Annotated in this window: 30 protein-coding genes and 2 pseudogenes; 5 read left to right on the top strand and 27 right to left on the bottom strand. The window is 67.8% G+C overall.

What is annotated here, in order from left to right:
• Nucleotides 1–10 precede the first annotated feature (10 nt).
• Complete coding sequence (gene tnpA / locus ACWHYQ_RS10895) at nt 11–421, top strand: IS200/IS605 family transposase (protein ID WP_447972155.1); 411 nt, start codon at nt 11–13, stop codon at nt 419–421.
• Here the strand turns inward: tnpA and ACWHYQ_RS10890 are convergent.
• Nucleotides 384–803: a PIN domain-containing protein gene (locus ACWHYQ_RS10890; protein WP_447972154.1), complete on the bottom strand. Its 420-nt coding sequence runs from the start codon at nt 801–803 to the stop codon at nt 384–386. The genes tnpA and ACWHYQ_RS10890 overlap by 38 nt on opposite strands.
• Nucleotides 804–806: 3 nt before the next feature.
• Complete coding sequence (locus ACWHYQ_RS10885; RefSeq protein WP_447972153.1) at nt 807–1,103, bottom strand: AbrB/MazE/SpoVT family DNA-binding domain-containing protein; 297 nt, start codon at nt 1,101–1,103, stop codon at nt 807–809.
• Nucleotides 1,104–1,421: 318 nt separating this feature from the next.
• Here ACWHYQ_RS10885 and ACWHYQ_RS10880 point away from each other — a divergent pair, with 318 nt between their 5' ends.
• The 3 genes from ACWHYQ_RS10880 to ACWHYQ_RS10870 all read left to right on the top strand — a co-directional run bounded on the left by ACWHYQ_RS10880 (nt 1,422) and on the right by ACWHYQ_RS10870 (nt 2,385).
• Nucleotides 1,422–1,646: a hypothetical protein gene (locus ACWHYQ_RS10880; protein ID WP_447972152.1), complete on the top strand. Its 225-nt coding sequence runs from the start codon at nt 1,422–1,424 to the stop codon at nt 1,644–1,646.
• 144 nt (nt 1,647–1,790) lie between these two features.
• Nucleotides 1,791–2,126, top strand: coding sequence for a BrnT family toxin (locus tag ACWHYQ_RS10875; protein ID WP_447972151.1), 336 nt, complete (start codon nt 1,791–1,793; stop codon nt 2,124–2,126).
• Nucleotides 2,083–2,385, top strand: coding sequence for a BrnA antitoxin family protein (locus tag ACWHYQ_RS10870; protein ID WP_447972150.1), 303 nt, complete (start codon nt 2,083–2,085; stop codon nt 2,383–2,385). The genes ACWHYQ_RS10875 and ACWHYQ_RS10870 overlap by 44 nt, the downstream gene beginning before the upstream one ends.
• Before the next feature lie 49 nt (nt 2,386–2,434).
• On the opposite strand, the gene ACWHYQ_RS10865 is transcribed toward ACWHYQ_RS10870, so the two are convergent.
• The 18 genes and pseudogenes from ACWHYQ_RS10865 to ACWHYQ_RS10780 form a co-directional block, all read right to left on the bottom strand.
• A complete protein-coding gene (locus tag ACWHYQ_RS10865) occupies nt 2,435–3,562 on the bottom strand; it encodes a diguanylate cyclase (RefSeq protein ID WP_447972149.1) in 1,128 nt (375 codons plus the stop codon).
• Nucleotides 3,563–3,623: 61 nt separating this feature from the next.
• Nucleotides 3,624–5,369 (bottom strand): putative bifunctional diguanylate cyclase/phosphodiesterase, encoded by a 1,746-nt coding sequence (locus tag ACWHYQ_RS10860; RefSeq protein ID WP_447972148.1) that lies wholly within the window; start codon nt 5,367–5,369, stop codon nt 3,624–3,626.
• Nucleotides 5,370–5,417: 48 nt separating this feature from the next.
• Nucleotides 5,418–6,392 carry an HDOD domain-containing protein gene (locus ACWHYQ_RS10855; RefSeq protein WP_447972147.1) on the bottom strand — a complete coding sequence of 325 codons (975 nt, stop codon included), beginning with the start codon at nt 6,390–6,392 and terminating at the stop codon, nt 5,418–5,420.
• 186 nt (nt 6,393–6,578) lie between these two features.
• Nucleotides 6,579–7,295, bottom strand: coding sequence for a flagellar motor protein MotB (locus ACWHYQ_RS10850; protein ID WP_447972146.1), 717 nt, complete (start codon nt 7,293–7,295; stop codon nt 6,579–6,581).
• Between the two features lie 53 nt (nt 7,296–7,348).
• Nucleotides 7,349–8,122: a flagellar motor protein gene (locus tag ACWHYQ_RS10845; RefSeq protein ID WP_447972145.1), complete on the bottom strand. Its 774-nt coding sequence runs from the start codon at nt 8,120–8,122 to the stop codon at nt 7,349–7,351.
• Nucleotides 8,123–8,196: 74 nt separating this feature from the next.
• Nucleotides 8,197–8,829, bottom strand: coding sequence for a chemotaxis protein CheW (locus tag ACWHYQ_RS10840; RefSeq protein WP_447975552.1), 633 nt, complete (start codon nt 8,827–8,829; stop codon nt 8,197–8,199).
• Entirely contained in the window at nt 8,829–10,631 is a 1,803-nt protein-coding gene (locus tag ACWHYQ_RS10835; RefSeq protein ID WP_447972144.1) for a methyl-accepting chemotaxis protein, read from the bottom strand. Before ACWHYQ_RS10835 ends, ACWHYQ_RS10840 begins: the two co-directional genes overlap by 1 nt.
• Before the next feature lie 93 nt (nt 10,632–10,724).
• Nucleotides 10,725–11,845: pseudogene (locus ACWHYQ_RS10830) on the bottom strand (protein-glutamate methylesterase/protein-glutamine glutaminase).
• A 23-nt stretch (nt 11,846–11,868) separates the two neighbouring features.
• A complete protein-coding gene (locus tag ACWHYQ_RS10825) occupies nt 11,869–12,828 on the bottom strand; it encodes a chemotaxis protein (protein WP_447972143.1) in 960 nt (319 codons plus the stop codon).
• Nucleotides 12,829–12,838: 10 nt separating this feature from the next.
• Entirely contained in the window at nt 12,839–14,254 is a 1,416-nt protein-coding gene (locus tag ACWHYQ_RS10820) for a chemotaxis protein CheA (protein ID WP_447972142.1), read from the bottom strand.
• Complete coding sequence (locus ACWHYQ_RS10815) at nt 14,239–14,784, bottom strand: Hpt domain-containing protein (RefSeq protein WP_447972141.1); 546 nt, start codon at nt 14,782–14,784, stop codon at nt 14,239–14,241. Before ACWHYQ_RS10815 ends, ACWHYQ_RS10820 begins: the two co-directional genes overlap by 16 nt.
• A gap of 120 nt (nt 14,785–14,904) precedes the next feature.
• Entirely contained in the window at nt 14,905–15,495 is a 591-nt protein-coding gene (locus ACWHYQ_RS10810; protein ID WP_447972140.1) for a protein phosphatase CheZ, read from the bottom strand.
• Nucleotides 15,496–15,589: 94 nt separating this feature from the next.
• Nucleotides 15,590–15,970, bottom strand: coding sequence for a chemotaxis response regulator CheY (cheY, locus tag ACWHYQ_RS10805; protein WP_447972139.1), 381 nt, complete (start codon nt 15,968–15,970; stop codon nt 15,590–15,592).
• Between the two features lie 22 nt (nt 15,971–15,992).
• A complete protein-coding gene (locus tag ACWHYQ_RS10800) occupies nt 15,993–16,370 on the bottom strand; it encodes a response regulator (protein ID WP_447972138.1) in 378 nt (125 codons plus the stop codon).
• A gap of 119 nt (nt 16,371–16,489) precedes the next feature.
• The gene (locus tag ACWHYQ_RS10795) at nt 16,490–17,311 is read right to left on the bottom strand and encodes a CheR family methyltransferase (protein ID WP_447972137.1); all 822 of its coding nucleotides are present in this window, start codon (nt 17,309–17,311) and stop codon (nt 16,490–16,492) included.
• A gap of 76 nt (nt 17,312–17,387) precedes the next feature.
• Nucleotides 17,388–18,128 (bottom strand): HEAT repeat domain-containing protein, encoded by a 741-nt coding sequence (locus ACWHYQ_RS10790; RefSeq protein ID WP_447972136.1) that lies wholly within the window; start codon nt 18,126–18,128, stop codon nt 17,388–17,390.
• A gap of 413 nt (nt 18,129–18,541) precedes the next feature.
• Nucleotides 18,542–19,273, bottom strand: a pseudogene (locus ACWHYQ_RS10785) (HEAT repeat domain-containing protein); the annotation flags it as partial.
• A gap of 46 nt (nt 19,274–19,319) precedes the next feature.
• Nucleotides 19,320–19,538, bottom strand: a complete 219-nt coding sequence (locus ACWHYQ_RS10780; protein WP_447972135.1) for a helix-turn-helix domain-containing protein — start codon at nt 19,536–19,538, stop codon at nt 19,320–19,322.
• 176 nt (nt 19,539–19,714) lie between these two features.
• Between ACWHYQ_RS10780 and ACWHYQ_RS10775 the strand changes: the two genes are divergently transcribed.
• Nucleotides 19,715–20,623, top strand: a complete 909-nt coding sequence (locus tag ACWHYQ_RS10775) for a P-loop NTPase (RefSeq protein WP_447972134.1) — start codon at nt 19,715–19,717, stop codon at nt 20,621–20,623.
• Between the two features lie 60 nt (nt 20,624–20,683).
• Here the strand turns inward: ACWHYQ_RS10775 and ACWHYQ_RS10770 are convergent, their stop codons facing one another.
• The 7 genes from ACWHYQ_RS10770 to ltrA form a co-directional block, all read right to left on the bottom strand.
• Entirely contained in the window at nt 20,684–21,289 is a 606-nt protein-coding gene (locus ACWHYQ_RS10770) for a PilZ domain-containing protein (protein ID WP_447972133.1), read from the bottom strand.
• An 8-nt stretch (nt 21,290–21,297) separates the two neighbouring features.
• A complete protein-coding gene (locus ACWHYQ_RS10765; protein WP_447972132.1) occupies nt 21,298–22,767 on the bottom strand; it encodes a diguanylate cyclase in 1,470 nt (489 codons plus the stop codon).
• Nucleotides 22,764–22,961: a hypothetical protein gene (locus ACWHYQ_RS10760; protein ID WP_447972131.1), complete on the bottom strand. Its 198-nt coding sequence runs from the start codon at nt 22,959–22,961 to the stop codon at nt 22,764–22,766. The genes ACWHYQ_RS10765 and ACWHYQ_RS10760 overlap by 4 nt, the downstream gene beginning before the upstream one ends.
• A 70-nt stretch (nt 22,962–23,031) precedes the next feature.
• A complete protein-coding gene (locus tag ACWHYQ_RS10755) occupies nt 23,032–23,412 on the bottom strand; it encodes a hypothetical protein (protein ID WP_447972130.1) in 381 nt (126 codons plus the stop codon).
• Between the two features lie 19 nt (nt 23,413–23,431).
• Nucleotides 23,432–23,866, bottom strand: coding sequence for a flagellar export chaperone FliS (fliS, locus tag ACWHYQ_RS10750; protein ID WP_447972129.1), 435 nt, complete (start codon nt 23,864–23,866; stop codon nt 23,432–23,434).
• Between the two features lie 34 nt (nt 23,867–23,900).
• On the bottom strand, nt 23,901–24,092 hold the full coding sequence (locus tag ACWHYQ_RS10745) for a hypothetical protein (RefSeq protein WP_447972128.1): 192 nt from the start codon (nt 24,090–24,092) through the stop codon (nt 23,901–23,903).
• A gap of 46 nt (nt 24,093–24,138) precedes the next feature.
• On the bottom strand, nt 24,139–25,827 hold the full coding sequence (gene ltrA / locus ACWHYQ_RS10740) for a group II intron reverse transcriptase/maturase (protein WP_447972127.1): 1,689 nt from the start codon (nt 25,825–25,827) through the stop codon (nt 24,139–24,141).
• Nucleotides 25,828–26,018 lie beyond the last annotated feature (191 nt).

The following is a 26,018-nucleotide window of genomic DNA, read 5'->3' as shown; positions in this document are numbered from 1 at the left end:
TCCTAGTTCAATGAGCGATACCTTGCAAGCCGGAAAAACCAGATGGACGCACTATCAAATTGCGTACCACTTCATATGGATTCCGAAGTATCGCCGGAAAGTGCTCACCGACGTGGTGGAGAGCACCTGCAAGCGGCTCATCGCTGAATGTTGCGTCCAACACGGATTTACACTTCTGGCCATGGAAATGGACATCGACCATGTGCATTGCTTCGTATCCGCGCCACCTCGATGGGCGCCGGCCACCATCGTGGGCCTGCTGAAAGGATATACGTCGAGGAAGTTGCGTGAGCGGTTCCCCTGGCTCAAAAAGGTATGCGAACGAGAGCAGCTTTGGACACAGGCGTACTATGTGGGTACGGCGGGAAGCGTGTCAGCAGAGGTTATTCGACGATACATACATGAGTGCCAAGGCAAATAGGCGCTTTCATCCCACCCCCTGAAGGGGATGGGTATTCCCGCGCCGCGCTATAACGGCCGAAGTCCTTGACATCGCCGGTAAGCAGATGGGTTGCGCGAGCACCGATGGCGGCCAGGAGGATTGGGCGGTCGCTCTCCGGCAGTTTGAATTCAGGCAAGTGACGCGATTCGGATGGAGCGGCAGGGACGATTTCCATCGATGCACAGAGCTGCTCCAAGTCTTTGCGCTGCTGGACAGTGGAGAGGTTGCGACGGGCTTCTTCCACCGCGTAGGCCGAGGAAATGAAGCTCACGCTACGCAACTTGAAGAGTTGCCGGAGCCGGGAGTCGTGCCGGTAGGCGGCGGAGAACAGGACATTGGCATCCAGGAAGACCCGATCCACGCCCTAGGCCTTGGTCGGGTTGAAGTGGGAAATGGCGTCCGGGTCGAGGCCCAGCTTTCGGACTGCTTTTCGCGCATGCTCGTAGTCTTCCGCATCCACGGCGTTGGACAGCAGGAACTCCGCGCGGCGTTCCGGGCTGTAGATTTCCACCGGGAGGGCTGTAGCCGGTCGGATCAGCACACCCTCAGCTCGTTCTTCAGCAATCACAAGGGAGCCTTCTTTGATGCCATACCGGCGGCGGAGTGAGGCAGGGATCACAACGGTTCCCCGTTTGCCGACCTTGCTGGTTTCCGTAGCCATATTACTTCCTCTTTGAGAAAAGCGCCTGAATATCTGACTATCTGATTATCAGACATATTATGCCGTTTTCCAGGCCGAATAGCAAGAGGGCGCCAACTCCCGTTCGTGCAAGCCGTTCCCTGAGTGTCTTGTCTAACCCAGAAAGCGGCTCCTGTACCTGTCCTGCGACATGAGTTCTTCGGCACCCCCAGGCTCTCGAACCGGGAAGTAATTCTCAGTTGAGGCCCCGCGCGTTCGAAGGTGCGACCACACCCGATCTTGAAGGTTAACTGGTAAACAACGCGCGACTGCAGTCGCGGGTTGCCTTGCGGAGGGTCTATGAAGCGGTATGAGATTCTGGCACGGTTTCCTGAGGCGCTGGCGAAGCACGCGATCCAGCAGGTGTCGATCGAGGCCGGGTCGTTTCCGGCGGCCATCCGTCAAGGCGTCGAGATCCTGTTGCGTCAGGACGGGATTGCCCGGAAGCGGCTTCGGGTGATCGAGCTCCGCGTCGTGCGAGTGGCCGGAACGCAGGAGGCTTCGGCGACTAACGACGCCGGCTGAGCGACCGGCCCACCGACGTCGGTTACCCGCCGGTCTGTGGGTAAACTGGACTCAATGGGCTGAACAAGAACACTCTAGGTCACATCCGCTTGTGCTCGCTGTTCCGGCCTTGACATGAGTATATAACAGTTATATACAGTCTGCATGCGCCGGTTTCCGGAGGTACTGGATCACTGCACCGGTTTCGACTGGGATGCTGGAAACCTCGACAAGAATTGGGAGCGCCACGGAGTCACGCAGGGGGAATCCGAGGAGGTCTTCTTCAACCGGCCGGTGCTCGTAGCGCCGGATCCGGCACATTCGCAGACGGAGCCCCGGTATGCGGCCCTTGGCCAAACCAGCGGGGGTCGTCTGCTCGCCGTTGTCTTCACGATCCGCGGGACGCTGATCCGGGTGATTTCAGCCCGCGATATGAGTCGCCGCGAGCGGAGGCGATATGAGCAAGAGGAACAGCGCGAAGAAACCGATCCCACGCTTTGAGAGCGAGGACCAAGAGCGAGACTTCTGGGCGAAGCACGACGTCGTCGATTACTTCGACTGGGACAAGGCGGTCAAGGGGTCGTTCCCCGCGCTCAAACCGAGCACCACGGCAATCTCGGTGCGTCTACCGGTGTCTCTGCTGGACGAGCTGAAGGCCTTGGCCAATGAGAAGGATGTCCCATACCAGTCCCTGCTCAAGATGTTCCTTGCGGAGCGGATTGCTCGAGAGCGTCGGGCCCGCCGCGAGGCACGGGTTTGATGGTGAGAGCCGAACAGACATCCGTCACCGGCCCCAGACCCCCTCGGCTTTAGCCGTGGGGAAGTTGAGGAGGCCACGCTGACGTGGGTTCGTGTCGATGGGCGGCTTTCCCTGGAGGTGGGTGGCCGCCGCTCCGCTCATGCAGGCGCTGACGAGCCGGCGTGGGGATCGGCTCGGCCGGTGGCACAGGGCGCCGCGCCGCCTCGCGCGGCACGGGACGGATGGGGGCGACCACCGCTTGATTCCGCCCCTGAGCCTTGGCGGCCAACAGCTGCCGGTCCGCCTCGTCCACGAGGCGTTCAAGAGCTTGCGGCTCCCCGGCGGGGAGGACCGCGGCGGTCGCGCCGACACTGATCGTGACCGGGAGCCTTGTCGCCGCTCCCGGCACTGCAATGGGCTGGCGCCGGACGGCCCGCACCACCCGCTCGGCAATCTTCCTGAGATCCCCGACCGGCGGGTGGAGGAGCACGACGAACTCTTCCCCGCCCCACCGTCCCACCAGATCGTCCGGACGGCACTGCCTGACCAGGCGCCGACCCACCTCGACAATCACGTCGTCGCCGGCCAAATGCCCCCACGTATCGTTGATGTGTTTGAACCGATCGATATCCACCATGAGGATCCCGACTGCCGCCGCGTCATGGGCTGCCCGGTCCACCCTCCGCTGGGCCTGCGCCAGCCACCCGCGCCGATTGAGCAGCCCGGTGAGCGCATCCCGCGAGGCCAGCTGTTCGAAGTGTTGCTTGAGCGCCAGGTACTCCTGCTCCCGTCGCTTCGTCTCCGTGATCTCGGTGATGGTTTCCAGGGCAAAGACCCGGTTGTCCGTCGACCGGATCGGCGCCCATTGCACCAGGAACCACCGGCCGTCCGGCCGGGGCACTTCCGAGGCCGTTACCGTCCCGGTCTGGACCGCCTCGGTGGCTTTGCAGAACCCGCAGACGGCGGGCTGGTGGGCAATGTGGTCGAAGCACGTGTGGCCGACCAGCGGGCCCAACTGCGTCTGGCCGGTTCGATTCTGATAGCACACCTGCCAGCAGCCGGGGTCGATCACCGAGATGATCGCGGGGCTGGCATCGATCAGCTCCTGGAGGCGAAACGTCCGGGAGGGGTCCGTCCGATCTTTCTGCAGATCTTCCTGGGCGCCGTTCGTGCCGTGTCCTTCCTGCATGTCGTTCATTGTCTCATCCCCCTGTTCTGCCGGCCGGACTCCGTTGTGAGGTCGCGGCCGGCCGCCTGCTTCACAACGCGGTGGCCTGGATCGGACCCGGCACAAGCCGAGCGGCCACCGCCTCGGCGGGTTCCGGCCGGGCGAAGTAGTACCCCTGCATCACGAAGCACTGGGCTGCGCGCAGCACATCCCGCTGCTGTTCTGTCTCGACCCCTTCCGCGACGACATCGAGATTCAGCGTCTGGGCCAGGGTCATGATCGTCTTGACGATCGAGGCCTCCTTGGCGCTCGTCGTCACGGGTTTCACAAAGGACTGATCGATCTTCAGCCCCTGGATCGGGAGATCTTTCAGGTAGTTGAACGAGGCATACCCGGTGCCGAAATCGTCCACCACACACCGCACGCCAAGAGCCCGTAAGGCGTGCAGGGTCTCCACGGCCACTGTGCCGGGCTGAATCAACAGGCTTTCGGTCACCTCCAGCTCCAGGCACCGGGGATCCAGGTCGGTGTCCGTGAGGATCTGGCGGATGGTCTTGACGATCTGGGGCTGTTGGAGCTGGACCCGGGAGAGATTCACCCCGACGCGCACCGGCGGTGCCCCGTGGGCCTGCCACGCTTTGAGCTGCTGACACGCCGTCCGCACGACCCACTCGCCGATCGACACCATGAGCCCGGTGTCTTCGGCCAGCCCGATAAAGACGTGCGGGGACAGCACGCCATGCTCCGGATGGGTCCAGCGGAGCAGCGCCTCGACGCCGACGATCCGGTTGTCGCGCACATCGACCTGCGGCTGATAGACCAGCCCCAGCTCCTGGCGGTCCAGCGCGTGGCGCAGGTGTGATTCCAGCGCGAGGCGCTCCGCCGTCACGGTCTTCATCCCCGGCGCAAAGACGCGGTAGGTATTCCGATGCGCCTTGGCTGCATGCAGGGCGGTGGTGGCATGGGCGAACAGGGTATCGTGATCCGGGCGCCCTGACGAAAAGAGGGCGATGCCGATGCTGCCGGTGACGACACACTCGTGCGCGTGGATGAGGAAGGGCTGGGCCAGGGCGTGCAGGAGGCGCTGCGCAATCACCGCGGCCTCCTCCGGGAGGAGCAGGTCCTCGAGCAGGATGGCGAACTCATTGTCACCCAGACGAGCCACGGTATCGGTGGCTCGTAGACACCCGATCAGCCGCGTCGCCCAGGCCTGCAACAGCCGATCGCCGCCCGCCTGGCCCAGCATGTCATTGATGCGCGCGAAGCGATCCAGATCGATCACCAGGAGGGCTCCCACGCGATCCGTCCGTGTGGTGCGCGCGATCGCGCGCGGCAGCCACTCCAGAAACACTCGGCGGTTGGGCAACCCGGTCAGCGCATCCGCGCGGGCCAGCTCCCGCAGCTGGGCCTCCAGCTGCTTGCGTGGCGTGAGGTCTGTGCAGGCGAGGACGACCCCTGTGACGTCGTCGCCCTGCCGCAGGGGCACGACGGTGCAGGCGACCGGCAGGGCGGTGCCGTCTCGCCGCCAGAAGATCTGTTCGTCCACCCGCACGGGCCGTCCGGTCGTGAGGGCCTGGCGGATCGGACAGCCCTCCTCTGCACAGTGGAACTGAGTGGGCGGCCGGTGATGGAGGAGCGCGTGCAGGTTCTGGTCCCGCAGCGCGGCGGGGGTGTCCCCCATCATCGCCGCGCCGGCCTCGTTGAGAAACGTGCAGCGGCCGCCGCGGTCGAGGCCGTACAGGCCCTCGCTCACGGCCTCCAGGATCGCGCGCCACCGGCCGTCGGGGAGGGGCCGGGTGGACGTTGGATGGCGTGTGGGGGGGTGATCTGATCGCATCGCGACCCTGTTCTCCCTGCTGGGGCTGCGCTGGGGTGGGGCCCTCACTTAGCCCAGTCCCATCACGGTGATGCAGATCGCGGCGGCGTCCAGGCCGTTCTGCAGGGCGGTCCGGATGGTCGCGGCGGACACCGGCCCCGGCCACCCTTCGTCCGTGAGGGTCTGCTGGATGGCGTCCTCGCTCGGCAGCTCGCCGTGGGTCTGTTCCAGGTGCGTCGCGAATCGCGTCGCCAGCCGGATGAGCCTCCCCTGGTCCCCGTCGGATTGCCAGGCCCGCTGCACCGCCTCGGGCAGCTCGCAGACCGCGCCGACGGCACAGGAGACCTGGTCGAGGGGCACGCCGAGCACCGCCTGGTACGCCGTGCGCCGGTCCTCCCCCTCGAGCCGGATCCGGGTCTCGACGCGCGCGTACTGCTCGGGCAGATACCACGCAATCGCCAATTCGCCGAAATTGGCGAGGAGTGCGCCCACCACGACCCCCTCGCAGTCTCCGATCCCCACCGCTCCGCACAGGGCCTCCGCCTGTGAGGCCGCCAGGAGCGCGCGTCTGGCCACCTGCCGCACAGCCGGCGACAGCGTGGCCAGCTCCGCACAGGCGGCCTTCACCGCCAACCGGCGCACCTGCTCCTCTCCCAGCATCAGAATGGCCCGGGTGACCGTCGTAATCGGTTCGTGGGTGCGCCGGTAGAAGACTGAGTTGACCACACGGAGAAGGAGCGCCGTCAACACCGGGTCTTGCATCACCGCGCGACTGAGATCCTGCACGTTATAGTCTTCGCCGGTCGGGAGGGTCCTCAATCGGGCTGCGGTCCGTTGCAGCGCCGGGAGGGGCTGGCGCCGCATCCGCTCGATGAGGAGATCCAGGAATCCGGCTCGGCGGCCGGGCTCCTCGGCATGCAGGGGGCCGAGGGCCGCTGCGCCGCCCCGCGCGCCGGCGGCTGTGCCGCCTTCCCCCACGGCTGGTGGCGGAGGCCCTGCTGCGCCCGGTTCGCCCATCAGCGCGGATTCGTCTGTCGTCCCCACCGCCTCGGCGTCTTGGGCGGCCCCCCCCGCCCCTCGCGCTGGCCCGCGCCCACGCTGCGCTCTCCTTATCGGCTTCATCACAGGCATTCTGAAGACCGACGGGGTCGGCTGACGACGACCCGAGGCCGGCTGGGCGAGATCGCTGCTGGGGGCACCGCCCCACAGGGGTGGGGGCCCGCTGACTGGTTAGTCCATCAGCACGGCGATCTCAACTCGGCGATTCGCGGCCCGCCCTTCGGGGGTCCTATTATCCGCCACCGGTCGGAACTCGGCGTAGCCGGTGGCCGACACCTGCTGCGGGCGCAGGTTGAACCGCTCGGTCAGCAGCCGGACGACCGCCACGGCGCGGCCCGCGGACAGCTCCCAGTTGGACGGAAACTGGGCGGTGCGGATCGGCACGTTGTCCGTGTGGCCCTCGACCCGGATCTCCCGGACCGGTTGGGTCGTCGTCCCGAGCGCGTCGGCCAGCGCGGCGAGCAGGGGAAGCGCCTCGGGCTTGACCGCGGCCTGTCCGCTCTCGAACAGGAGGCTGTCCGCGATCGCGATCATGATGCCGTCCTCCACCTCGTTGACCGAGATGCGGCCCTTGAACTCGCTCTCCCCGATGGTCTTGGCCAGGATGGCCTTGACCTGCCGCATGAACTGCATCCGAGGGCTGATCGCCGGAATGAGGGCCGACTCTGAGGTGCCGATCTCGTAGCGCCGGTTCGAGAGCGGCGCGTCCGAGATCGGCACCAGCGCCTCCTTCATGGACTGGCTGAAGATCCGGAACTTGCCTTCGTTGATCATCGAAATCGAGTACATCACGACGAAGAAGGCGAAGAGGAGCGTGATGAAGTCCGCGTAGGAGACGAGCCAGCGCTCGTGGTTCTCGTGCTCCTCGTGATGGGGTTTCCTAGCCATGGCGGCGACTCACAGGCGCAGTTCTCAGTCCTCAGCCCATCCCCCGTCACCCATCACCGGTCCCCCTGTTCACTGGGCCGCTGGCTCTCGGGGAGGTAGCCTTGCAGCTTCTCCTGGAGCAACCGCGGGTTCTCGCCCTGCGCGACCCCGATCAGGCCCTCGATGACAAGCGTACGGGCCAGCACCTCCTGTTTGAGCTTCAGTTTCAGCTTGTTCCCCAGCGGCAGGAACAGGAGGTTGGCCGAGCCCACGCCGTACACGGTGGCCACGAAGGCCACCGCGATGCCGGCGCCCAGCTTCGACGGATCCGAGAGGTTCTCCATGACGTGGATCAGCCCCAGCACGGCGCCGATGATGCCGATGGTCGGCGCGTAGCCGCCCGCCGACTCCCAGAGCTTCGCGGCGGTCAGCGCCGCCTCCTCGTGCTGCGCCACCTCGGTTTCGAGAATCTCCCGGATGACGTTGGGGTCCGTGCCGTCCACGATCAACTGGACGCCCCGGCTGAAGAAGGGGTCGTGCAGCTCTTTGAGCTTCCCCTCGAGCGCGAGCAGCCCCTGCTTGCGCGCAAATGTCCCGAGCTCCGTGATGCGGACAATCTGGTCGTTGAGCGTGTTGGGCTGCACCTGAAACGCCAAGGTGAGCAGGCGCAGGCTGTGTCGCACGACCGACCATGGATATTGAATACAGACGGCCCCCAGCGTCCCGCCGATCACGATGACGAATGCCGTCAGTTGAAGGATTGACCCGACGTGGCCGCCTTCCAGAATCGTGCCACCGACAATCGCGCCCACTGCGATCGCGAGCCCGAGCGGCGTGAGGAAGTCCATGCCTGTCTCTTGTGCGGATACCCATCCGACCGCATGGCGGTGCGGTCATCACCAGCTACCAGGTGCGCTGTCCCTCAGCGGGGACGACTGGCGCTCACTGTGTATGCTCCGGCGTCCAGCGACGGAAGGCGAGCGGAGGGGTCGGCCCGGCCGCCGACGGGGAAGTCGGCCCGGCCGCCAGCAGGGGAGTCGGCCAATGTCGTCGAGTTGGCCGATTCCAGCACGCGATCGAGATCGAGCACGGTCAGCAACCGGCCGTTGATCTGACCGACGCCCTGGATGAACTCGGCCCCGATCGCTCCTCCCAACGAGGGCGGGGGCTCGATCGCGTGCCGCGGAATCCGCAGCACCTCCGTGACGGCATCCACAATCAGTCCCATCATGCGACTGTGCGCGTGGACCACGATGATGCGTGATCGCGCGGTGCGTGGGGCGTCCGGGAGACCGAACCGCCGGCGGAGATCCAGCGCCGGAATGATCCGGCCTCGCAAGTTCATGACCCCTTCAAGAAATGGGGGGGATTTGGGCACCCGTGTGATGTCCGCCATTCGGTTAATTTCCTGCACACGCCGAATATCGACCGCGAACTCTTCGTGCTCCAGCTGACACGTGACCAGCTGGAACGTGTCGGCGTCACTGTTCTGGACAAGACTGGCTGAGCCGGTGATCCCGGATCTAGACCAAGCCGATTCAGCCCCAGGGGTCATCAGGCCATGTTCCGTGTCGACCATTGAGCGCCTCCGACTCGTTCCCTCGACCAGGTCGCGTCAGCGGCATCAGCCGTTCGGGGTCTCAGGGCGGCGTGGTGGGTGTCGGCGTCGTGATTCAGCGTGAATTGGTCGATCAACATCCGCAATTCGGTGGCGAGCTGGCTCAAGTCGTGGCTGGCCTTCGCCGACTCCGTCGCCCCACTCGCCGTCTCCCGCGTCACCGTCGCCACCGTCTCCATATCCTTCGCAATCTGCTGCGTCGCCGCCGACTGCTCCTCCGCCGCCACCGCAATCTGCCGAATCATGTCCGCCGTCCCCGTCACCATCTCCGCGATCCGCGCCAACGCCTCCCCCGTCCGGTTCACCAGCGCCACCCCGCTCGTCACCTTCTGCGTGCCCTCCTCCATCGAGGCCACCGCCCCCTTCGTGTCCTGCTGGATGTGCCGGATCATGTCCCCGATCTCCTTCGTCGCCTTCGTCGTCCGCTCCGCCAGCTTCCGCACCTCGTCGGCCACCACCGCAAAGCCCCGCCCCTGCTCCCCCGCCCGCGCCGCCTCGATCGCCGCGTTCAGCGCCAGCAGGTTCGTCTGGTCCGCAATGTCCTCGATCACCCGCACAATCTCCCCGATCTGATCCGAGGACTTGCCCAGCGCCGCAATGATCGCCGCCGACTGCGTCACCGCGTCGGCGATCTGCTGCATCCCCGCCACCGTGTTGGTGACCACCTCGCGCCCGCTCTTGGCCGTCTGCACGGTCTCCTGGGCCATGGCGGCGGCCTTGCCGCTGTGCTGCGCCACCTCGCCCACCGTCGCGGTCATCTCCTCGACCGCCGTGGCCGTCTGCGTCGTGCGCGCCGTCAGGCTCTCCGCCCCCTTCGACATCTGCTCGGCCGTCGCCGAGAGCTGCACCGCCGCCGACGCCACCTTGTCCGTCACCTGCGCCACCTTCCCGATCATCCCCTGGAGCTTCTCGATGAAGACGTTGAACCAGCTGCCCAGCTCAGCGATCTCGTCGCGGCCGCTCACCGGCACCCGCTTGGTCAGATCCCCCTCGCCCTCCGCGATGTCCCGCGAGATGGCGGTCATGGACGCGAGCGGCTTGAGCACGATCAGGCGCAGCATGACGTAGGTCGTGAGGAGGACGCCGGAGACCACGGCGACGATGGTGAGCCCGGTCCCCTGGATGGACCGCGTCGAGGCCGCCTGGACGTCGGCCATCGGCAGCGAGACCGAGAGCACGCCGAGGACGTCGCCCACCTGCTTGCCTTGGTGGCAGCCGACGCAGGCGGCGGCCGTCGCCTTGTCCGGCGTCGCCCGCCGGAAGGTCAGGGTCCCGTTGGCCTCCTCGATCCGGGCGAAGGAGTCGGCGCCGGCCATGATCGCCTTCAGCGCCTCCGCCTCGAAGGGCTCCTTCGGCGAGTTGCCCGGGTTCAGCGGCGTCGCGCTGATCAGGCGCGCGTTAAAGATCCCCTTCTGGCTCAGCTCCTCGGCGATTTCCCGCGTCGCCGTGGCCGGCAGCGGGATCGCGTCCGGATTCCCCGCATGCTCCTTCGTCACCTGGATCTCCGGGCCGACTTTGGAGCCCTTGATCTTGGCCACGTAGTGCTTGGTGATGTAGGCGCGAGTGGCCTCTATCTGAGCCTGGATCACCTTCGCCCGCGTTTCCAACATCATGTGGATCTTGCTCTGCTCCTGCCGGTACACGAAGCACAGGCCCCCCGCGGTCACCACCGTCGCGATGGCCACCGCGAACAGCAGGAACTTCGGTCCGATCTTCATCCCGCTCAACCAGTTCGCCATGATTGCCCCCTCAGCATTGCGGATTGCCGCACACAGCGAATCGCTCGTCGCTCAGCGCGACGGGGTGTTTGCGGCTCGCTGTCGACGGTTCGCTCACACCATGTTCATGATCTCGCCGGCGATCAGCGGCAGCGGCACGACCTTGTCCGCATACCCGGCCTCCACCACGGCCTTGGGCATCCCGTACACCACGCAGCTCGCCTCGTCCTGGGCAATGATGCGGCCCTTGGCGCCCCGGAGCGCGCGGGCGCCCTCCAGGCCGTCCTGCCCCATCCCCGTCAGGATGACGCCGACGCCCCGTTCGCCGTAGACCTCGGCGACCGACTGCAGCATCACGTCCACGGACGGCGCGTGCAGCCGGCCGTCCGCGTTCGGGCTGAGGGCGATCTCCACGGTGGTCGCCCGCCGCCGGACGAGCCGGCATTGCAGCCCCCCTGGGGCGACCAACGCCACGCCGGGCACGACCACGTCCCCGTCCGCCGCCTCGCGGACCTCGATCCGGCAGACCTGGTTCGTCCGGTCGGCGAACGGCTTGGTGAAGAACTTCGGCATGTGCTGGACGATCACGATGCCGGCCGGGAAGTCGGCGGGCAGCAGCGGGAGCAGCTCCAGGAGCGCCTGCGGGCCGCCGGTCGAGCACCCGATCGCGACGATCTTGCTCCCCCGGGTCGCCACGACGGTGCTCGAAGACAGGGACGGCGCGGCGACAGGGGGACGCGGCGACGCGGCGACGCCCCGGTCGCCCCTCGCCCCGGCGCCGCCTCTCCCGGTCCGGCGCCCCGCCGGGGCGGCCGGGCGCGCAGCTTGCCGGCGGCGCCCGCCGCCGCGATCACCTTGGCGAGCAGCTCCTGCCGGATGGCCGTAATGTTGGTGGCGAGCCCGTCGAGCTGCTTCGGGATGTAGTCCACCGCCCCCAGTTCCAGCGCGTGCAGCGTCTCGCTCGCCCCCTCCACGGTCAGCGAGCTGACCATGAGGACGGGCAGGGGGCGCACCGCCATGATCCGGCGCAGCGCCTCCAGGCCGTTCATGCCGGGCATCTCGACGTCGAGGGTCACCACGTCGGGGCGCAGCTCGGCGACCTTCTGGACCGCCTCTTCGCCGTTCCGGGCGACGCCGGCGACGGCCACCCGCGGATCGCCCTCGAGCATGGCGCAGAGGGCCTTCCGCATGAAGGCCGAGTCGTCCACGACCAGCACCTGGATCGGCGCGCCCATCTCCGTCCCCCCCGCGTGCGGCCTTACGGGCCCTCGCGACAGTACTTGACAATGACCTCGCCCAACGTCTTCGGCTCGAACTTCGTGACGTAGTCCGTGGCCCCGACCGCCTTGCCCTTGGCGGCGTTGCACGTCCCGGTCAGCGACGAGTGGAGGACGACCGGCAGCCAGGCGAACCGGGGGTCGTTGCGGATCTGCTTGGTCAGCGTGAAGCCGTCCATATCCGGCATCTCGATGTCGCTCAGCACGAGCTGGATCTCGTCCTTGAGCGGCTTGCCGGCCCGCTCGGCGTTCGCCGCGAGCATCTGGAGCTGGTTCCAGGCCTCCAGCCCCGTGACCGTCTGGATGTAGGCGATCCCCAGCCGCTCCAGGGTCTTGCGGATCTGAGTGCGGGCCACGCTGGAGTCGTCGGCGAACAGGACGCGCTTGGACTTCACCGCCGGCGCCGTCTCCACCCCCGCGTAGACCTCCTCGTCGGGCCGCGGGCAGAGATCCGAGAGAATCTTCTCCACGTCGAGGATCAGCACCATCTGGCCGTCGTCCAGCATCGCCACCGACGTCACGGCCCCCTTCGCGGTCTCGCGGACGAGCGGCGGCGGCGGCTTGATCTGCGTCCAGGACAGCCGGAGGATCCGGTCCACGCCGGCGACGTGGAAGGCCTGGAGGCTCATGTTGTACTCGGTGACGATCAGGTTGCCCGTGCCGTCCTCGCCCGGTCGCGCCGGAGCCCCCTCCCCCTCGAGGCCGAGGGTCCGCTGGAGCCCGATGACGGGCACCGTCGTCCCCCGGATGTTCGCCACGCCTTCGAGGCGCGGGTCCGCCTCTGGCATCCGGGTGAGCGCCGGGACCTTCATGACCTCGCGGACCTTGAAGACGTTGATGCCGAAGATCTCCCGGGTCCCGACGTGGAAGAGGAGCAGCTCCATCTGGTTCGCGCCGGCGAGCCGCGTCCGCCCGTCCACTTCCTTGATGAACGTGGCCATGGGTCCCTCGTTAGGCCGCCGCCCCCGCCGGGCGGCTCAGCCGGACGTTCTGCACCAACTCCGCGATGTCGAGGATCAGCACGACCTTGCCTTCCCCGGTGATCGTCGCGCCGGCGATCCCCTTGATGTTCGTCAGGTAGTCCCAGAGGGACTTGATGACGACCTCTTCCTGGGAGCGCAGCCGGTCCACGACGACGCCGACTTGCTTGTCGCCCAGGCCGGCCACGACGACGTAGAAGCGGTCGCGCGTCGGATCCACGGGGATCTCGAACTCCTCGGCGAGGCGCAGCAGCGGCAGCACCCGCTCCCGCAGGTGCAGCACCTCCCGGCCGTTGACGGTCTTGATGTCGGCCCGCGTGATCTTCACCGCCTCGATGACGGAGCCCAGCGGGATCGCGAAGGTGGCGCGCCCGACCTCCACCAGGAGGGCCTGGATGATCGCGATCGTGAGCGGGAGCTTGATCGTCACGACGCTGCCCTGGCCGGGTTGGGACTCGACCTCCACCGAGCCGTTGATCCGCCGGATGTTGGTCCGCACGACATCCATGCCCACGCCCCGGCCGGAGACGTCCGTGACCTGCTCGGCGGTGCTGAACCCTGGCAGGAAGATCAGGTTCATGATGTCGCGCGGGTCCATCGTCGCGAGCTCGGCCTCGGTGACGAGGCCGCGGGCCGTCGCCTGGGCCTTGATCTTCTCGAGCTGGAGGCCCCGCCCGTCGTCCGCGATCCGGATGACGATGCTGTTGCCCTCTTGGGCGGCCGAGATGCGGACGACGCCCTCGGGGGGCTTGCCGGCCGCCTGCCGCTCGGCGACGGGCTCGATCCCGTGGTCCACGGCGTTCCGCACCAGGTGCACGAGCGGGTCGCCGATCTCGTCCGCGACGGACTTGTCCAGCTCGGTCTCCTCGCCGTGCAGCTCCAGCCGCACCTGCTTGTGCAGCTTCTGCGACAGGTCCCGGACCATCCGGGGAAACTTCGCGAGCACCTTCCGGATCGGCAGCATCCGGGTCTTCATGACCGCGAGCTGGAGATCGGTCGTCACCAGGTTGAGCTGCGCCAGCGTCTCGCCCAGCTCGCGGACCAGCGGGTCGTTCTCGTGCGCCTGCTCCAGGCCGCCGCCGATCTTCATGATCCGGTTGCGGCCGAGCACCAGCTCGCCGACCAGGTTCATCACCGTGTCCAGGCGGCGCGTCTCCACGCGGATCGTCTGGTCCTCGTCTCCGCCGTGGGCCGCTTTGGGCTGCTTCTGCAACGCGGCGTCGAGCGCCTGCTGCGTGATGGCCCCCGAGTGGAGCAGGACTTCGCCCAGCCGCGGCTGCTGGTCCTGGCGCTCCAACGCCTCGAGGACCTGCTCCTTGGTCGCCGCGCCGTCCTGCACCAGGATCTCGCCCAGCTTCGCCGCCACCTGCGTCAAGGCCCCGGCCACCGTCTCGCCCGGCGGGCCCGCCGTCCCGCTGCCGGCCGGGCCGGCCCCACGGGCTCCGGGCAGGGGCCGGCGGCCGGCGCCTCCTCCCGGGCCGGCGCTCCTGGAGCGGGCGCGCCCAGCGGCGCGTCGGCCGCGTGGGGCCTGCCGGCCAGCACCGCGTCGAGCTTGTGCGTCACGCCCTCGGTCGGCACGTGTTGGTCCGTGCCCGACTCCCGGATGTCCGCCATGATGAGCTTGATCGCGTCCACGGCCTCGAGGATCACGGTGATCACGTGCTGGGTGACCGTCATGTCCCCTTGCCGCAGCTGGTTGAGGATGCTCTCGGCGCGATGCGTCACGTCCACCAGCCGGGTGAAGCCGAGGAAGCCAGCGGATCCCTTCATGCTGTGCATCGCCCGGAAGATTTCGTTGAGGAGCTCGGTGTTCCCGGGTTCGGACTCGAGCGTGACGAACCGCTGATCCAGCAACTCGAGCATCTCCTGGGCCTCGACGAGGAATTCGTTCTGGATTTCCGCCAGTTCGTCGCTCATTGCTCCTCCACGGCAAACAGCCAGCAGCCAAGAGCCAGCCGCCAAGACCCGTGCTGAGCCCCGCTCGTCTCCTCGCTGATCGCCACGAGCGGGGTGCTGCGAGCTCGTCGCTGCCCGCTGTCAGGCGAACCCGAATTGCTCCAGGATGTTGTCCACGAGGTCCTGCTTCAACGCGCTGGCTCGGGAGGCCTCGAGCTGCCGGAGCAGCTCGCCCGCCTGCCCGTTAACAGCCCCCTGCGTCCCGCGCTGCGCGAGCCCGAACACCACGATCATCTCGAGCAGCCGGTGCTGGATGTCGTCGAGGATCCCCACGATCTTCGCGACGCGCTGGCCGACCAGGTCCTGGAAGGACAGGGCGGTCATGATGTCCAGCAGGCGCTGGTCGTCCTCCTCGAGGAGCCGCTTGAGCTGGGCGACCCGCTCCCGATCCGCCGCCGTCAAGCGGGCGCCGGTCCAGCCGCTGGCCAGCGCCTCCAGCTCTTGCGTGAGGCGCGCCCGGTTCTCCTGGATCGCCTCGGTCAGCCCCATGACCCGGTGCGTGCCCTCCTCGGTCAGGCGGGCCAACCCCGACAGATGCGCACTCGCTTGAGGAAGCTGCGCCGTGGTGGCCGCCATCGGCGCCTCCACCTCCTGGAGCCTCCGGACGGTCCGCTCCACGTAGCGGGCCAGCTCGCCCAGCTCCTCGTACAGCTTCCGGTTGGTGTCCTCCACGATCCCCTCTCCGGTTGAGCCATCAGCCAGGAGCCCGCGGCGACCGGCTCCGCGACGGGCTCTTCGCGACGCGCCTCTCGCTGCTCGCTTGTTGCTACTTGAAGATCTTGTTCATCTTCTCCTGCAGGGTCTCGGCGGTGAACGGCTTGACGATGTAGTTGCTGACACCCGCCTGTACGGCCTCGATGATGTTCTCCTTTTGCGCCTCGGCGGTGACCATCAGGACAGGGATGTCCTTCAGCTCGCCGTCCGCCCGGATCGCCCGCAGCAGCTCGATCCCGCTCATGACCGGCATGTTCCAGTCCGAGACGACGAAGTTGAACCGGTCCGCGCGCATCTTCGCGAGGGCTTCCTGGCCGTTCTCGGCCTCCTCGACGTTCGCGAATCCGAGTTGTTTCAGGATGTTCTTGACGATCCGCCGCATGGTGGACATGTCGTCCACCACCATGATCTTCATGTTGCGATCTGCGGGCATCGCGCTCGCCTCCTTGTCCCGTTCACGCGGGCCTGTCCGGGAGCAGCCGCCGGACCTCGCCGACGAGCCGCTCCTGAGAGACCGGCTTGGTCAGATAGGCGGCGGCGCCGGCCGCCAACCCGGTCTCGCGCTCCTTATCGGCATCCTCGGTCGTTAACATGAGGACGGGAATGGCCTCCAACGCCCGGTCCTGCTTGAGGGACCGCGTGAGGGCGATCCCGTCCATGCGCGGCATGTTCATGTCCGTGATGATCAGATCCACCGGGCCTTGCGCGAGCTTCTCCAGGGCCTCCAGGCCGTTTTCCGCCTGCAGGAGGGTGCAGCCCGTCGGTTTCAGGTAGAGCCCCACCAGGCGCCGCGTGGTCGCGCAGTCATCCACGATGAGTATGGTTCGCGGCATCGGCGTCACCTCACTTCTCGCGAACAGCCAGCAGCAGCGAGCAGCGCAGAGCCAGAAGCCGACAATGCGTCCGTTCCGCTGTTCACCCTTCGCGGCTCGCTGTTCGCGCCTCGCTGCTCTCAGATCTTTTGGTACACCACGGCCCGATTGGCGTGTAGGGGACGAAAGGCCCGCGACAGGGTATGCAGGGACTCGGAGAACCCGATGACCAGGTACCCGTCGGGGCGCAGGCAGTCGTACAGGCCGTTGACGATCTTCTGCTTCGCGGCCTCGTCACAATAGATCAGGCAGTTCCGGCAGAAGATCACGTCCATCCCCCGGATCATTTTCAAGCGTGGCGCGTCGTAGAGGTTCACGTGGGCGAATTTCACGAGCCGCTTCACCTTCGCCGAGAGCACGTACTGACCGTCCTCCACGGTGAAGTACTTCTCGAGCAGGGCGGGCGGGACGTTGCGCACGGCGTACGCCCCGTAGATGCCTTTGCGCGCGGTGGTCAGTGCCGCCTCGCTGATGTCGCTCGCTAGCACCTCGATGGACCAGCCCACGAACGCGGGCTGCTCCAGCAGCTGCATCGCCAGCGTGTAGGGCTCGTCGCCCGTCGAGCAGGCCGCGCTCCAGAGGCGGAGCTGCCTGGTGTCCTGGTTCCCCTGGAGCAGGGCGGGCAAGACCAGGTCCGTGAACGCCTGGAGCTGCGGCAGGTCCCGGTAGAAGTACGTCTCGTTGGTCGTGACCAGGTTGAACAGCGCGTGCAGCTCCCGGTCCCGCCACGCGTCGTCTTTGAGCAGGTGGCAGTATTCCTCGAAGGAGGCGCAGTTCCGCTCCTTGAGGCGGGCCTGGAGCCGGCTCTCCAGGACGTATTTCTTGTTGTCCTGGAAGTAGATCCCGCTCTGCTCGTAGATGAAGTTGCGGAGGGCGGCGAACGTGGCCGCGCTCAGCTCCATGGGGTGCGTCCCTCACTCCCCCAGGCCCGCCGCCCACCCATCCCGCGCCAAGACCGCTGCGGCGGCCTCGCGGACGTCAGGCCGCTCGTGCTGACACTGGCTCGGCCAGCCGCGCGCGGGCTTGCTCGCCGCCGATCGCGCCCAAGGCCGCGACGGCTCCCCGGCGCAGCCAGGCCGGCTCCCGCGCGCTCGCGGCGATCCGCGCGAGGAGCGGCGCCGCTTCGGTCGCTCCGAGCGCGCCCAGCCGCTCGATCGCCCGGAAGCGCACCCAGGCGTCCGTGTCGCTCAGGCTCTGGGTCATCAGGGCCTGGCGCGTCTCCGCGCAGTCCCAGCGGGCGAGGCCCGCCACGGCCGCCAGGCGCACCTGCTCGTGGTCGTCGGCCAGGGCGAGAAACAGGGGGCGGAACGCCCGCGCATCGTCGAAGCGCCCCAGCGCCGCCGCCGCCGCCTGCCGCACCGTCCACTCCGGGTCGTTCATCGCGTCCCGGAGGGGCTCCAGCCCCTCCGGGAGCCGGGCCAGCCCGATGGCGCGCGCCGCGGCTTCGCGGACCGCGGGCGCCGGATGCGCCAGCAACGGCACGAAGTCCGCCAGGCGGTCGGGGCCCGCGACCCGGACCAGCGTCTCGACGATCGCCTCGCGGACCTCCTGGTAGCGTTCGGTGGTCAGCTTCGCGAACAGCGCCCGCACATCCGCGTCGCGGCCCGCGCGCCCGAGCCGCCGGACCGCCTCGCAGCGGACGTGCCCCGTCGGGTCCTCCACGGCCTCCGCGACCCGATCGAGCGCCTCGGCGGTGCCGATCTCGGCCAGCGCCGCCACGGCGAGCCGGCGCAGCTCCCAGTTCTGGCTCGTCTCGCGCACCGCCGCGAGCGCGGGGACGGCCTGGGAGCCCGCAGCTCGCCCAGGGCCCGGACCGCCAGGGCGCAGACCGGCTCCTCTTCCGGACGCACCGCCTCGAGCAGGGTCGCGACATCGCCCGTCCCGACCAGCGCCCGCACCGCACAGGCCTCCACCTCTTCCGACGGGCGCGCCCAGCGACGATAGGCGGCCAGGACGGCGCGCGTGCCGCGCGGATCGCCCAGCCGGCCGAGGCCCGTCATCGCGGCCAGCCGCAACTCCTCGTCCGACGGATCCCGGCTCGCTTCCGTCAGGATCGCAAACCAGACAGAGCGGTCCAGCGCGGCCCAGAGATCCGCGCCCGCGCCCTCCGTGATCGTGACCAGGGCCTTGATCAGAGCCGGGCGGATGTCCGGCTCCGCCGCCGCCGCCAGATCGAGCAGCGCCGGCACCGCCGCGCCGGTTCGGTCCAGCCCCGCGACGGCCTCGATGGCGGCACAGCGCACGGCGCCGCGGCCATCCCGCACGAGGGTCAGCAGCGGGGGCAGCGCGGCCGCGTCACCGATCTCAGCCAGCGCGGCGAGCGCGGAGAAGACGACCCATTCCTCGTCCTGGAGCAGCGCCGTGAGCGCCGGCACCGCTTCGACGGCCCGGAGGCGTCCCAGCGCCTCTGCCGCCGAGGCGCGGACGTTTGGGTTCGGATCGCCGAGCAGCGCGACCAGCGGGCCGACCACCCGCGGATCGGGCTGACGCCCGACCGCGTCCACCACCAGCTTGCGGACGTTCGGATCAGGCGCCTTGAACAGGGGCAGCGCCGCGTCGAGCACCGCGGGCAGGAGCTGCTGGAGTACCTCAACGGCCATGTTGCGGATCGCGGGCGGCTCGCGAAGCAGGCCGACGAGCCGGACGACCACCGCGGGCCCGCCGACCTGGATCAAGCCGTCGACCGCCGCCTGCTGGACGCCGGGATGCTCGTCCTGCAGCGCCGACACGAGCAGCTCGATATCCCGATCCTGCCCGCGCCCGGCCGCCTCCTCCAGCGCCTCGCGCCGTTGCGCGGGGTCCTGGCGCCGGAACCAGGCGAGCGAGCGCCCTTCCTGCGCCTCCGTCGTTCTGACCAAGGTCATCCGTGGCGCCCCACAGGCGGAGCTATCGCGAAGGGATCAGGCGTTGTCAGGGCTGCGTGCGCTGCGCACGCAGCCAGTTCCGGACGTCCCGGCGCAGAAAGCGCCAGTGCTTGCCGATGCGGGAAGCGGGAAGCTGGCCCAGCCGCGCCAGCTTATAGACCGTGGACTTCGGCACGCGCAGAAATCGGGCCACCTCCAGCACGGTCAGGACCTCGTCGCCCTCCTCGGCGGCGTCCAGGGTCAGGCCGGTTGCTGTCGAACCCATCTCGTTCATGTCGGGACAGGTATCGGCGCGCGAAGGGCCGGACTTGAGCAGCGGAAGGGCACAGGGAGGGGACACGGTCATTGGTCATTGGAACAGCATGGAGACTGGCATGGCGCATGCACCGTCCACCTGTGATCAATGACCACGGACCATTGCGCTGTCCGTTTGGTGGGCTGATGGCCACGGTCGTCTCGGTGGGCTCCGGCAAAGGCGGGGTCGGCAAAAGCGTCCTCGTCGGCAATCTCGGCCTGCTGCTCGCACGCCGCGGCCTCACTGTCGTCCTGGCGGACCTCGACGTCGGGGGAGCCGATCTCCACATCCTGTTCGGCCTCTTCGACCTGCCGGCGACCTTGACCGATTTCCTGCAGCGCCGCGTGGAGACCCTCGAGGCCGTGGCGTTCCCGGTACCGGGCCAGCCGCGCCTGCGCCTGATTCCCGGCACCGGCGAGACGCTCGCCACGGCGAACCTGCCCTACGCCCGGAAACGGCGGCTGATCCGGCGGCTCATGGAGCTCGACGCGGACGTCATCCTCGTGGACGTGGGGGCCGGTACCAGCTTCCACACGCTGGACTTCTTCCTCACAGCCGACATCCATCTGGCCGTCGCGACCCCCGAGCCGACCTCCGTACTGGACCTGTACCGGTTCGTCAAGCTGGCGACGATCCGGCGGGTGCTCTCGGGATTCCTCGCGCACGATCCGACGGCCGAGGCGCTCGCCGACCGGGACTTCGGCAGCGTCCGGGAGGTGCTGGAAGCCGCCGGCCGGGCCGACGAGGGCGGGCGGGCGGCGGCCGAGCGGATGCTGGCCGGCTTCCGGCCCGCCCTGGTCCTGAATCAGATGAACGGACGGGCCCGCGTGAACACGCTTCAGCTCCAGCGGCTGCTGCAGGACTACGTGGGCGGCACCCTCACCCTGTTGGGCGAGATCCCCAAAGATGAGGCCGTGCAGCGGGCGGTCCGGAGCTTCCTGCCCCTGGTGGAGACGGCTCCGTCCTCACCCGCCGCGCAGGCGCTGGAGCGGATCGCCGAGGCGCTCCTCCGAGACATCGTCGCAGCACGCGGAATGGCGAACGCGGAACACTGAACTGAAGAAGGAGCCGCCAAACGTATCCGGCTCTCCCATTCCGCACTCCGCACTCCACACTCAGCCCTGCTCGCCTCTCCGCGCCCGGAGTCGCTCCGCCTGCCGCTGCACGATGTGCTTGATCACGCGCTCCCGGTCGGCCTCGGCAATCTCGGCGAACCGCACGGCGGTCTCGTAGTACTCCCGCCTGCCGCGGGCGGGGACCACCCGGACGACCTCGCCCTTGGCGTGGATCGGGACGAACGGTGGCAGGACGAACCGGAGCGCCAAGCGGTCGCCCGGGCGGAACGGCCGCGGCGCCAGGAACCGCAGCCCGCCGCCGCTCACGTTCACCTCGCACAGGCCCGGCAGGCGCACGGCGTCGGGGTTGATCCGGGCCAGGGCCCGAATGACGACCTCGATCGCCCAGTCCAGCTTCATCAACCAGGGAACCAGCGGGGCTGCGGTGGGGTCGCCTTGCGCACGTGCGAGCAGCTCCGCAGTGGGGCGACCGATGAAGGCCGCGACGGCCTCCTCGGCGGTCCCCTCCACGGGCGCCGCCGTGTCCCCCTCCAGCCGATACTCCAGCAGGAGCCGGTCGTCGAGCCGCAGCAGCTCGCGCCGCTCGTCCCCGAGGTCGCGCCACCCCGGCTGCGCCGCGTCGCTCAAAGTCCGTCCCGTCACCATCGTCGTCCTCACAGACCGGCCGCCACCAGCGCCTCCGGAACCGCCTCGCCCGCGGCCCCAGCCACCTCGACCCGGTTGCGGCCGCACGTTTTGGCCCGGTAGAGCGCCGCATCCGCCGCCGCAATCAGCGCCTCCATGGTGGGAACGGCCGGATCGGGGACCCCGGCCAGGCCCAGGCTCGCCGTGAGCCGCACGCACGAGCCGTCGAGCGGGAAGGTGTGGCGCGCGATCCTGTCCCGGATGCGGTGCGCCAGGGAGACCGCACGCGCCAGATCGGTGCGGGGCAGGATGACGGCGAATTCCTCGCCGCCGTACCGCGCGACCACGTCCGCGCCGCGGACCGCCTGCTGGATCATCGCCGCGACCCCGCGGAGCAACTGGTCGCCGAACACGTGGCCGAACCGGTCGTTCAGGCTCTTGAAATGATCGAGATCCACCATGATCAGGCAGAGCGGCGTGCCGTACCGCTGGGCCTCCTGGAATTCCCGGGCAAGGCACTGCGAGAAGGCCCGGCGGTTCGGGACGTTCGTCAGACTGTCGGTGAGGGCGAGGCTCCGGACCTGGCTGTGGGCCTCCGCGTTGCGCAGGGCCAGCGCGAGCGACGTCGCGACGGCCCGGACGAGCTCGGTCTCATGCCGATCGTAGACTGGCCCCGTCAGGCGCGCCAGACGGATCAGGCCAGCCGGCTGGCTCCCGACGAGCAGCGGCACCTCGATGGAGACCGTCGCCCGCCCTCCGTCGCGGACCTCCCGGGGCGAGCCCCCCGCGCCCGCGAGCCCGGCGGGCCCGCGCGCCAGGAGCGCGTCGCGCGTCTCCGCCACGACGCGCTGGTCCAGCGGCACGCGCGCGTGCACCCAGGTCCGGGTCGGCTCCCACCAGAGGACGCCGACCACATCGTAGTCCAGCAACTCCGGGAGGCGCTCCCCAACCTCGCGCACGATGGCGTCCGGATCCAGCGTCCCCGCCATCGCCTGCCCCAGCCGCGTCAGCGATTCCAGGTTGCGATTCCAGCGCCGGAGGCTGTCCCGATCGCGCGACAGGTCCTCGTTCGCCGCCTTGAGCCGGGCCGCTAGCTCCCGGACCTGCAGGAAGGCTCGCCGGATCTCCAGGCCCTGCCGGAGGGACTCCTCGAGGCGGCCGGCACGGATCGGGCTCGTGAGATAGTCGTAGGCGCCCGCCCGGAGCAGCGCCGCCACGCGCTCCGCTCCGTGGTCGCGGCCGACCACGAGCACGCACGCGTCGCACTCCCGGTCCCGCAGGCGGTCGAGCAGGTCCAGGGCCTGTCGCCCGGTGCCCCGGAGATGGTACACCACCGCCTCCACCGGGCCGCGCGCCACGCGCTCCAGGACCTCGTCCTCCATGCGCAGCACGGCCACCTGGTAGCGGTCCGGCGGCACCAACCGGGCGAGCGTCGTTCCGGTGCGCCCGCCGCCACTCACCACAAGGACCCGCGGCCTCTGTTCGGCCTGCTCGCTCATCGCTGGCTCCCGGGCGAGGGCGCGCCGGGCGTATTGGGGGCCTGGTGCAGCTCGCGCGCCTCCCGCGAGATCGAGATTCGGTCCGCGTCCCGCTCACCCGGCTTCGCGGGGCGGCGCACCGCGTCCAAGGGCTCCTGGAGAAGCCGCCGGTAGGTGCGGATCACGTTGTGAATCTCGCCGAACTGGATGCTCATGGTTCTCGCAGCAAGTAGCTAATAGCCGGCAGCTCGTCGCTCAGAACTGTTCGCTGCTCGCTCCTTGCCTTCACGCAATCGCGCGCAAGCGCGACGGGGAAGCCTGCGCCCGGCCCGCGTAGCCGGCCAGCGCGGCACCGCCCTCCCGCGTTCGGCGGAGCGCGCCTCGCGTCTCGTCGACCCAGGCCTCCACCCCCGCCACGTTCTGCCGCCAGCCCGCCAGGAGCTCGTCGAGCCGCCGCGCGAACCGCTCGCACACGCCCGCGTCGCCCGAGTGGAGCGCCTCGGCGGCGAGGTCGGCTCGCACGCGGTCCAGCTCCACCGTCACGGCTTCGCCCTCGCCCGCGATCGCCTCGAGCGCCTCGAGGTCTCGATCGCGCAGGGCCGCCGCCGCCCGGGCCGTCAGCGCCTCGAAGCTCCCGGTCACCGCATGGAGCCGATCACGCATCATTGCAGACCTCCTCCTCCGTTCAGCGCTCCGCCCCGACGGCTGGGGATCGGCCCGCGCCGGGCCGGGCCCCACCCTGGGGGACGACGGGGCCCGCGAGCCCCTTCCACCCCGCCCGCAGCTCTTCGAGCAGCCGCGCGATCTCCTCCAGGATCGCCGGGTCGTTTCGGCTGTTGGCGACCGTCAGCCGCTCGATCATGTAGGCGTACAGCGCGTCGAGCCGGATCGCGATTTCGCCGCCCCGGTCCTTGTCCAGCACCGCCTGCAGCTCGGCCACGATGTCCACCGCCCAGCAGACCGCCCCGCACTTGGCCTTGATGTCGCCCGCGCGCAGCCGCGCGACGGCGCTCCGGAGCAGCAGGATCGCCTTGTCGTAGAGCAGGACGATCAACTCCACCGGCGAGGCGTGCTGGACCTGGTTCCGGCGGTAGGCGCCGATGGCGTGCGTGGCCGACATACCGTGTTCCTCCTCGATGCGCCCGCGGGGCCGGCTAGCGCCGGGCGAGCTGCTGGGCCAGGTTCGCGAGCGAGGCCAGCGAATTGGTGACCGCCTGGCTCTGCGCCTGGAAGCGGCCGAGCACCGATTCCAGGCGCTGGAACTCGCCCCGGAAACGCTGCTCCAAGCTGGCCACCTGCTTTTGCTTGGTCGCGATCTGTCGGGTAGCAGGGAGGCGTTGCCGCACTCCCCGCCCCCTAAGAACCGGACATGCGAGTTTCCCCGCATCCGGCTCAAGCCGTTTGGCGTAACGTCACCCTGTTCTTCGTGGTCATGTTTTGATGGCAAGCCGCATGGAGCCACACCAGGTTGCCCACTTCATCGGTCCCGTTTTGAGAGACCGGTTTCCGATGATGTAGTTCCAGTGGCTCTCCGTTACCCAACCAGTCACCACAGACCTCACACCGCCAGTTTTGCGCTTGGGCAATGAGTCGTTCGCGTTGGCGCCTGAGTAACCGTATTGACGCCAGGCGTTCGGCTCTTGCTTGCCAGTATTGACGGAGTGTCGGGTCAAAGGGAGAGTTGGTCCCTTTGACTTTGATGTGTCGCACGATGGGCGTGTCGGCGACGTTCACCAGCGTGATTCTGCGTGTCCGCCCCCTCCGGGTTTGGACATTCGCAAAGAACACGTGGTGTCTGTCACCCTGGGTGGTCAGATATTTCCTTCTGATCCAACTCCAGGATTTATTAGGATGTCGTCGGCGCATCCACCGCACCAAGATAGACCACACTCGATTCGTGATTTCCGAGTAGGTCCTTTTTGCAACACAGGTGCTGTAGTAATTGGCCCAGCCCTGAAGGATAGGGTTCAAGGTCCGGATCACCGTTTCTGGGGAGGCGTGAAGCAATTGCTTCAGCGTCTCTTTCACTTTCCGATGAAGGGCCTTGATCTTTTCCTTTGGTGGGGTGATCAGAAGCTTTCCGTTCCGATCTTGGATGTGGAAGCCAAGGAATTCGAACCCGTCCGTCTTGTGGACGATCCGGGTCTTTTCCTCATTTAGCTCCAGTCCACGTTCGGCGAGGAATGCTGTGATCTTGGGCCGCGCCTGTTCTAGCGCTTCCCGAGTCTTGGTCATCACCACAAAGTCATCGGCGTATCGCACGTACCGATAGCCTTTGCCCAGGTGGGCTTGAAGCCCATCGAGGGCAATATTGGCTAGCAGCGGTGAGATCACCCCGCCCTGCGGTGTGCCTTCCTCGGTTTGATGCAGCTTGCCAACTTCCATATATCCTGCTTTCAACCACTGTTTCACCCAGTGTCGTCCGGGCAACTGCCCGATCCGAGTCAAGATGAAATCATGGCTAATGTGGTCAAAGGCGCCCTTGATATCTGCGTCGAGAATGTACTGGTTTTGCCCCGCTGCACTTGCATTTAGTGCCGCATGGACTTCCTCCTGTGCATCCCAGGCGCTTCGTCCCGGACGAAATCCGAAGCTATTCGCCTCGAATTCCGTCTCGAAGATGGGCTCGTAGGCGTTCTTGACCACGTTTTGCAGGATGCGATCCCGGATCGTGGGGATGCCGAGGGGGCGTTTCCCTCCCTTGGCTTTTGGAATGTAGACCCTTCGGACTGGCTTGGCTTTCCAGTACTGTGTCTGGCTTAGCTCGTTGACCAGTCGTTCCCGTGTTTGGGAGTCGAGGGCTACTTCTCCGTCCACGCCCGGGGTGGCCTTTCCGGCGTTCACTTGCGTGATCTGCCGGACGCTGACCACCAGATTGGAGTGACTTTTCAGCAGGAGGCGGCACAGGTGTTTGACCTTTTGCCAATCCTTCTGCTGCGCCGCTCGGAAGATTCTCTGCTGAAGGTGCTGAACGTTCCGCCGCGCATTCCGCCAATCAATTTGTGTCCAGGTGATCCTGGTGGCGGTAGGGCGGTTCGCTTGACCTTCATGTCCGCTTGCGCGGTCTACACTCTCAGTCATTGTACAGCCCTCCACAGTGTTTCTTCCTACACGACCAGCCCGAAGTCTGCCGGCTTTCACCGTGGGATGATGTCGGGAGTATTCCCTCAATCCCTATCCGATCTGTTACCGATCGGCATTCGCTTTTTCGGGCTTCCTCTGCCCGCTGCACTTGCGGTAGACCCTTGCGGGCTACCTGGCCGATTGCTCGG

The sequence above is a fragment of the Nitrospira sp. Kam-Ns4a genome (assembly GCF_965152595.1).
The sequence above is the reverse complement of the archived record's forward strand: the minus strand, read 5'-3'. Positions and strand labels throughout refer to the sequence as shown.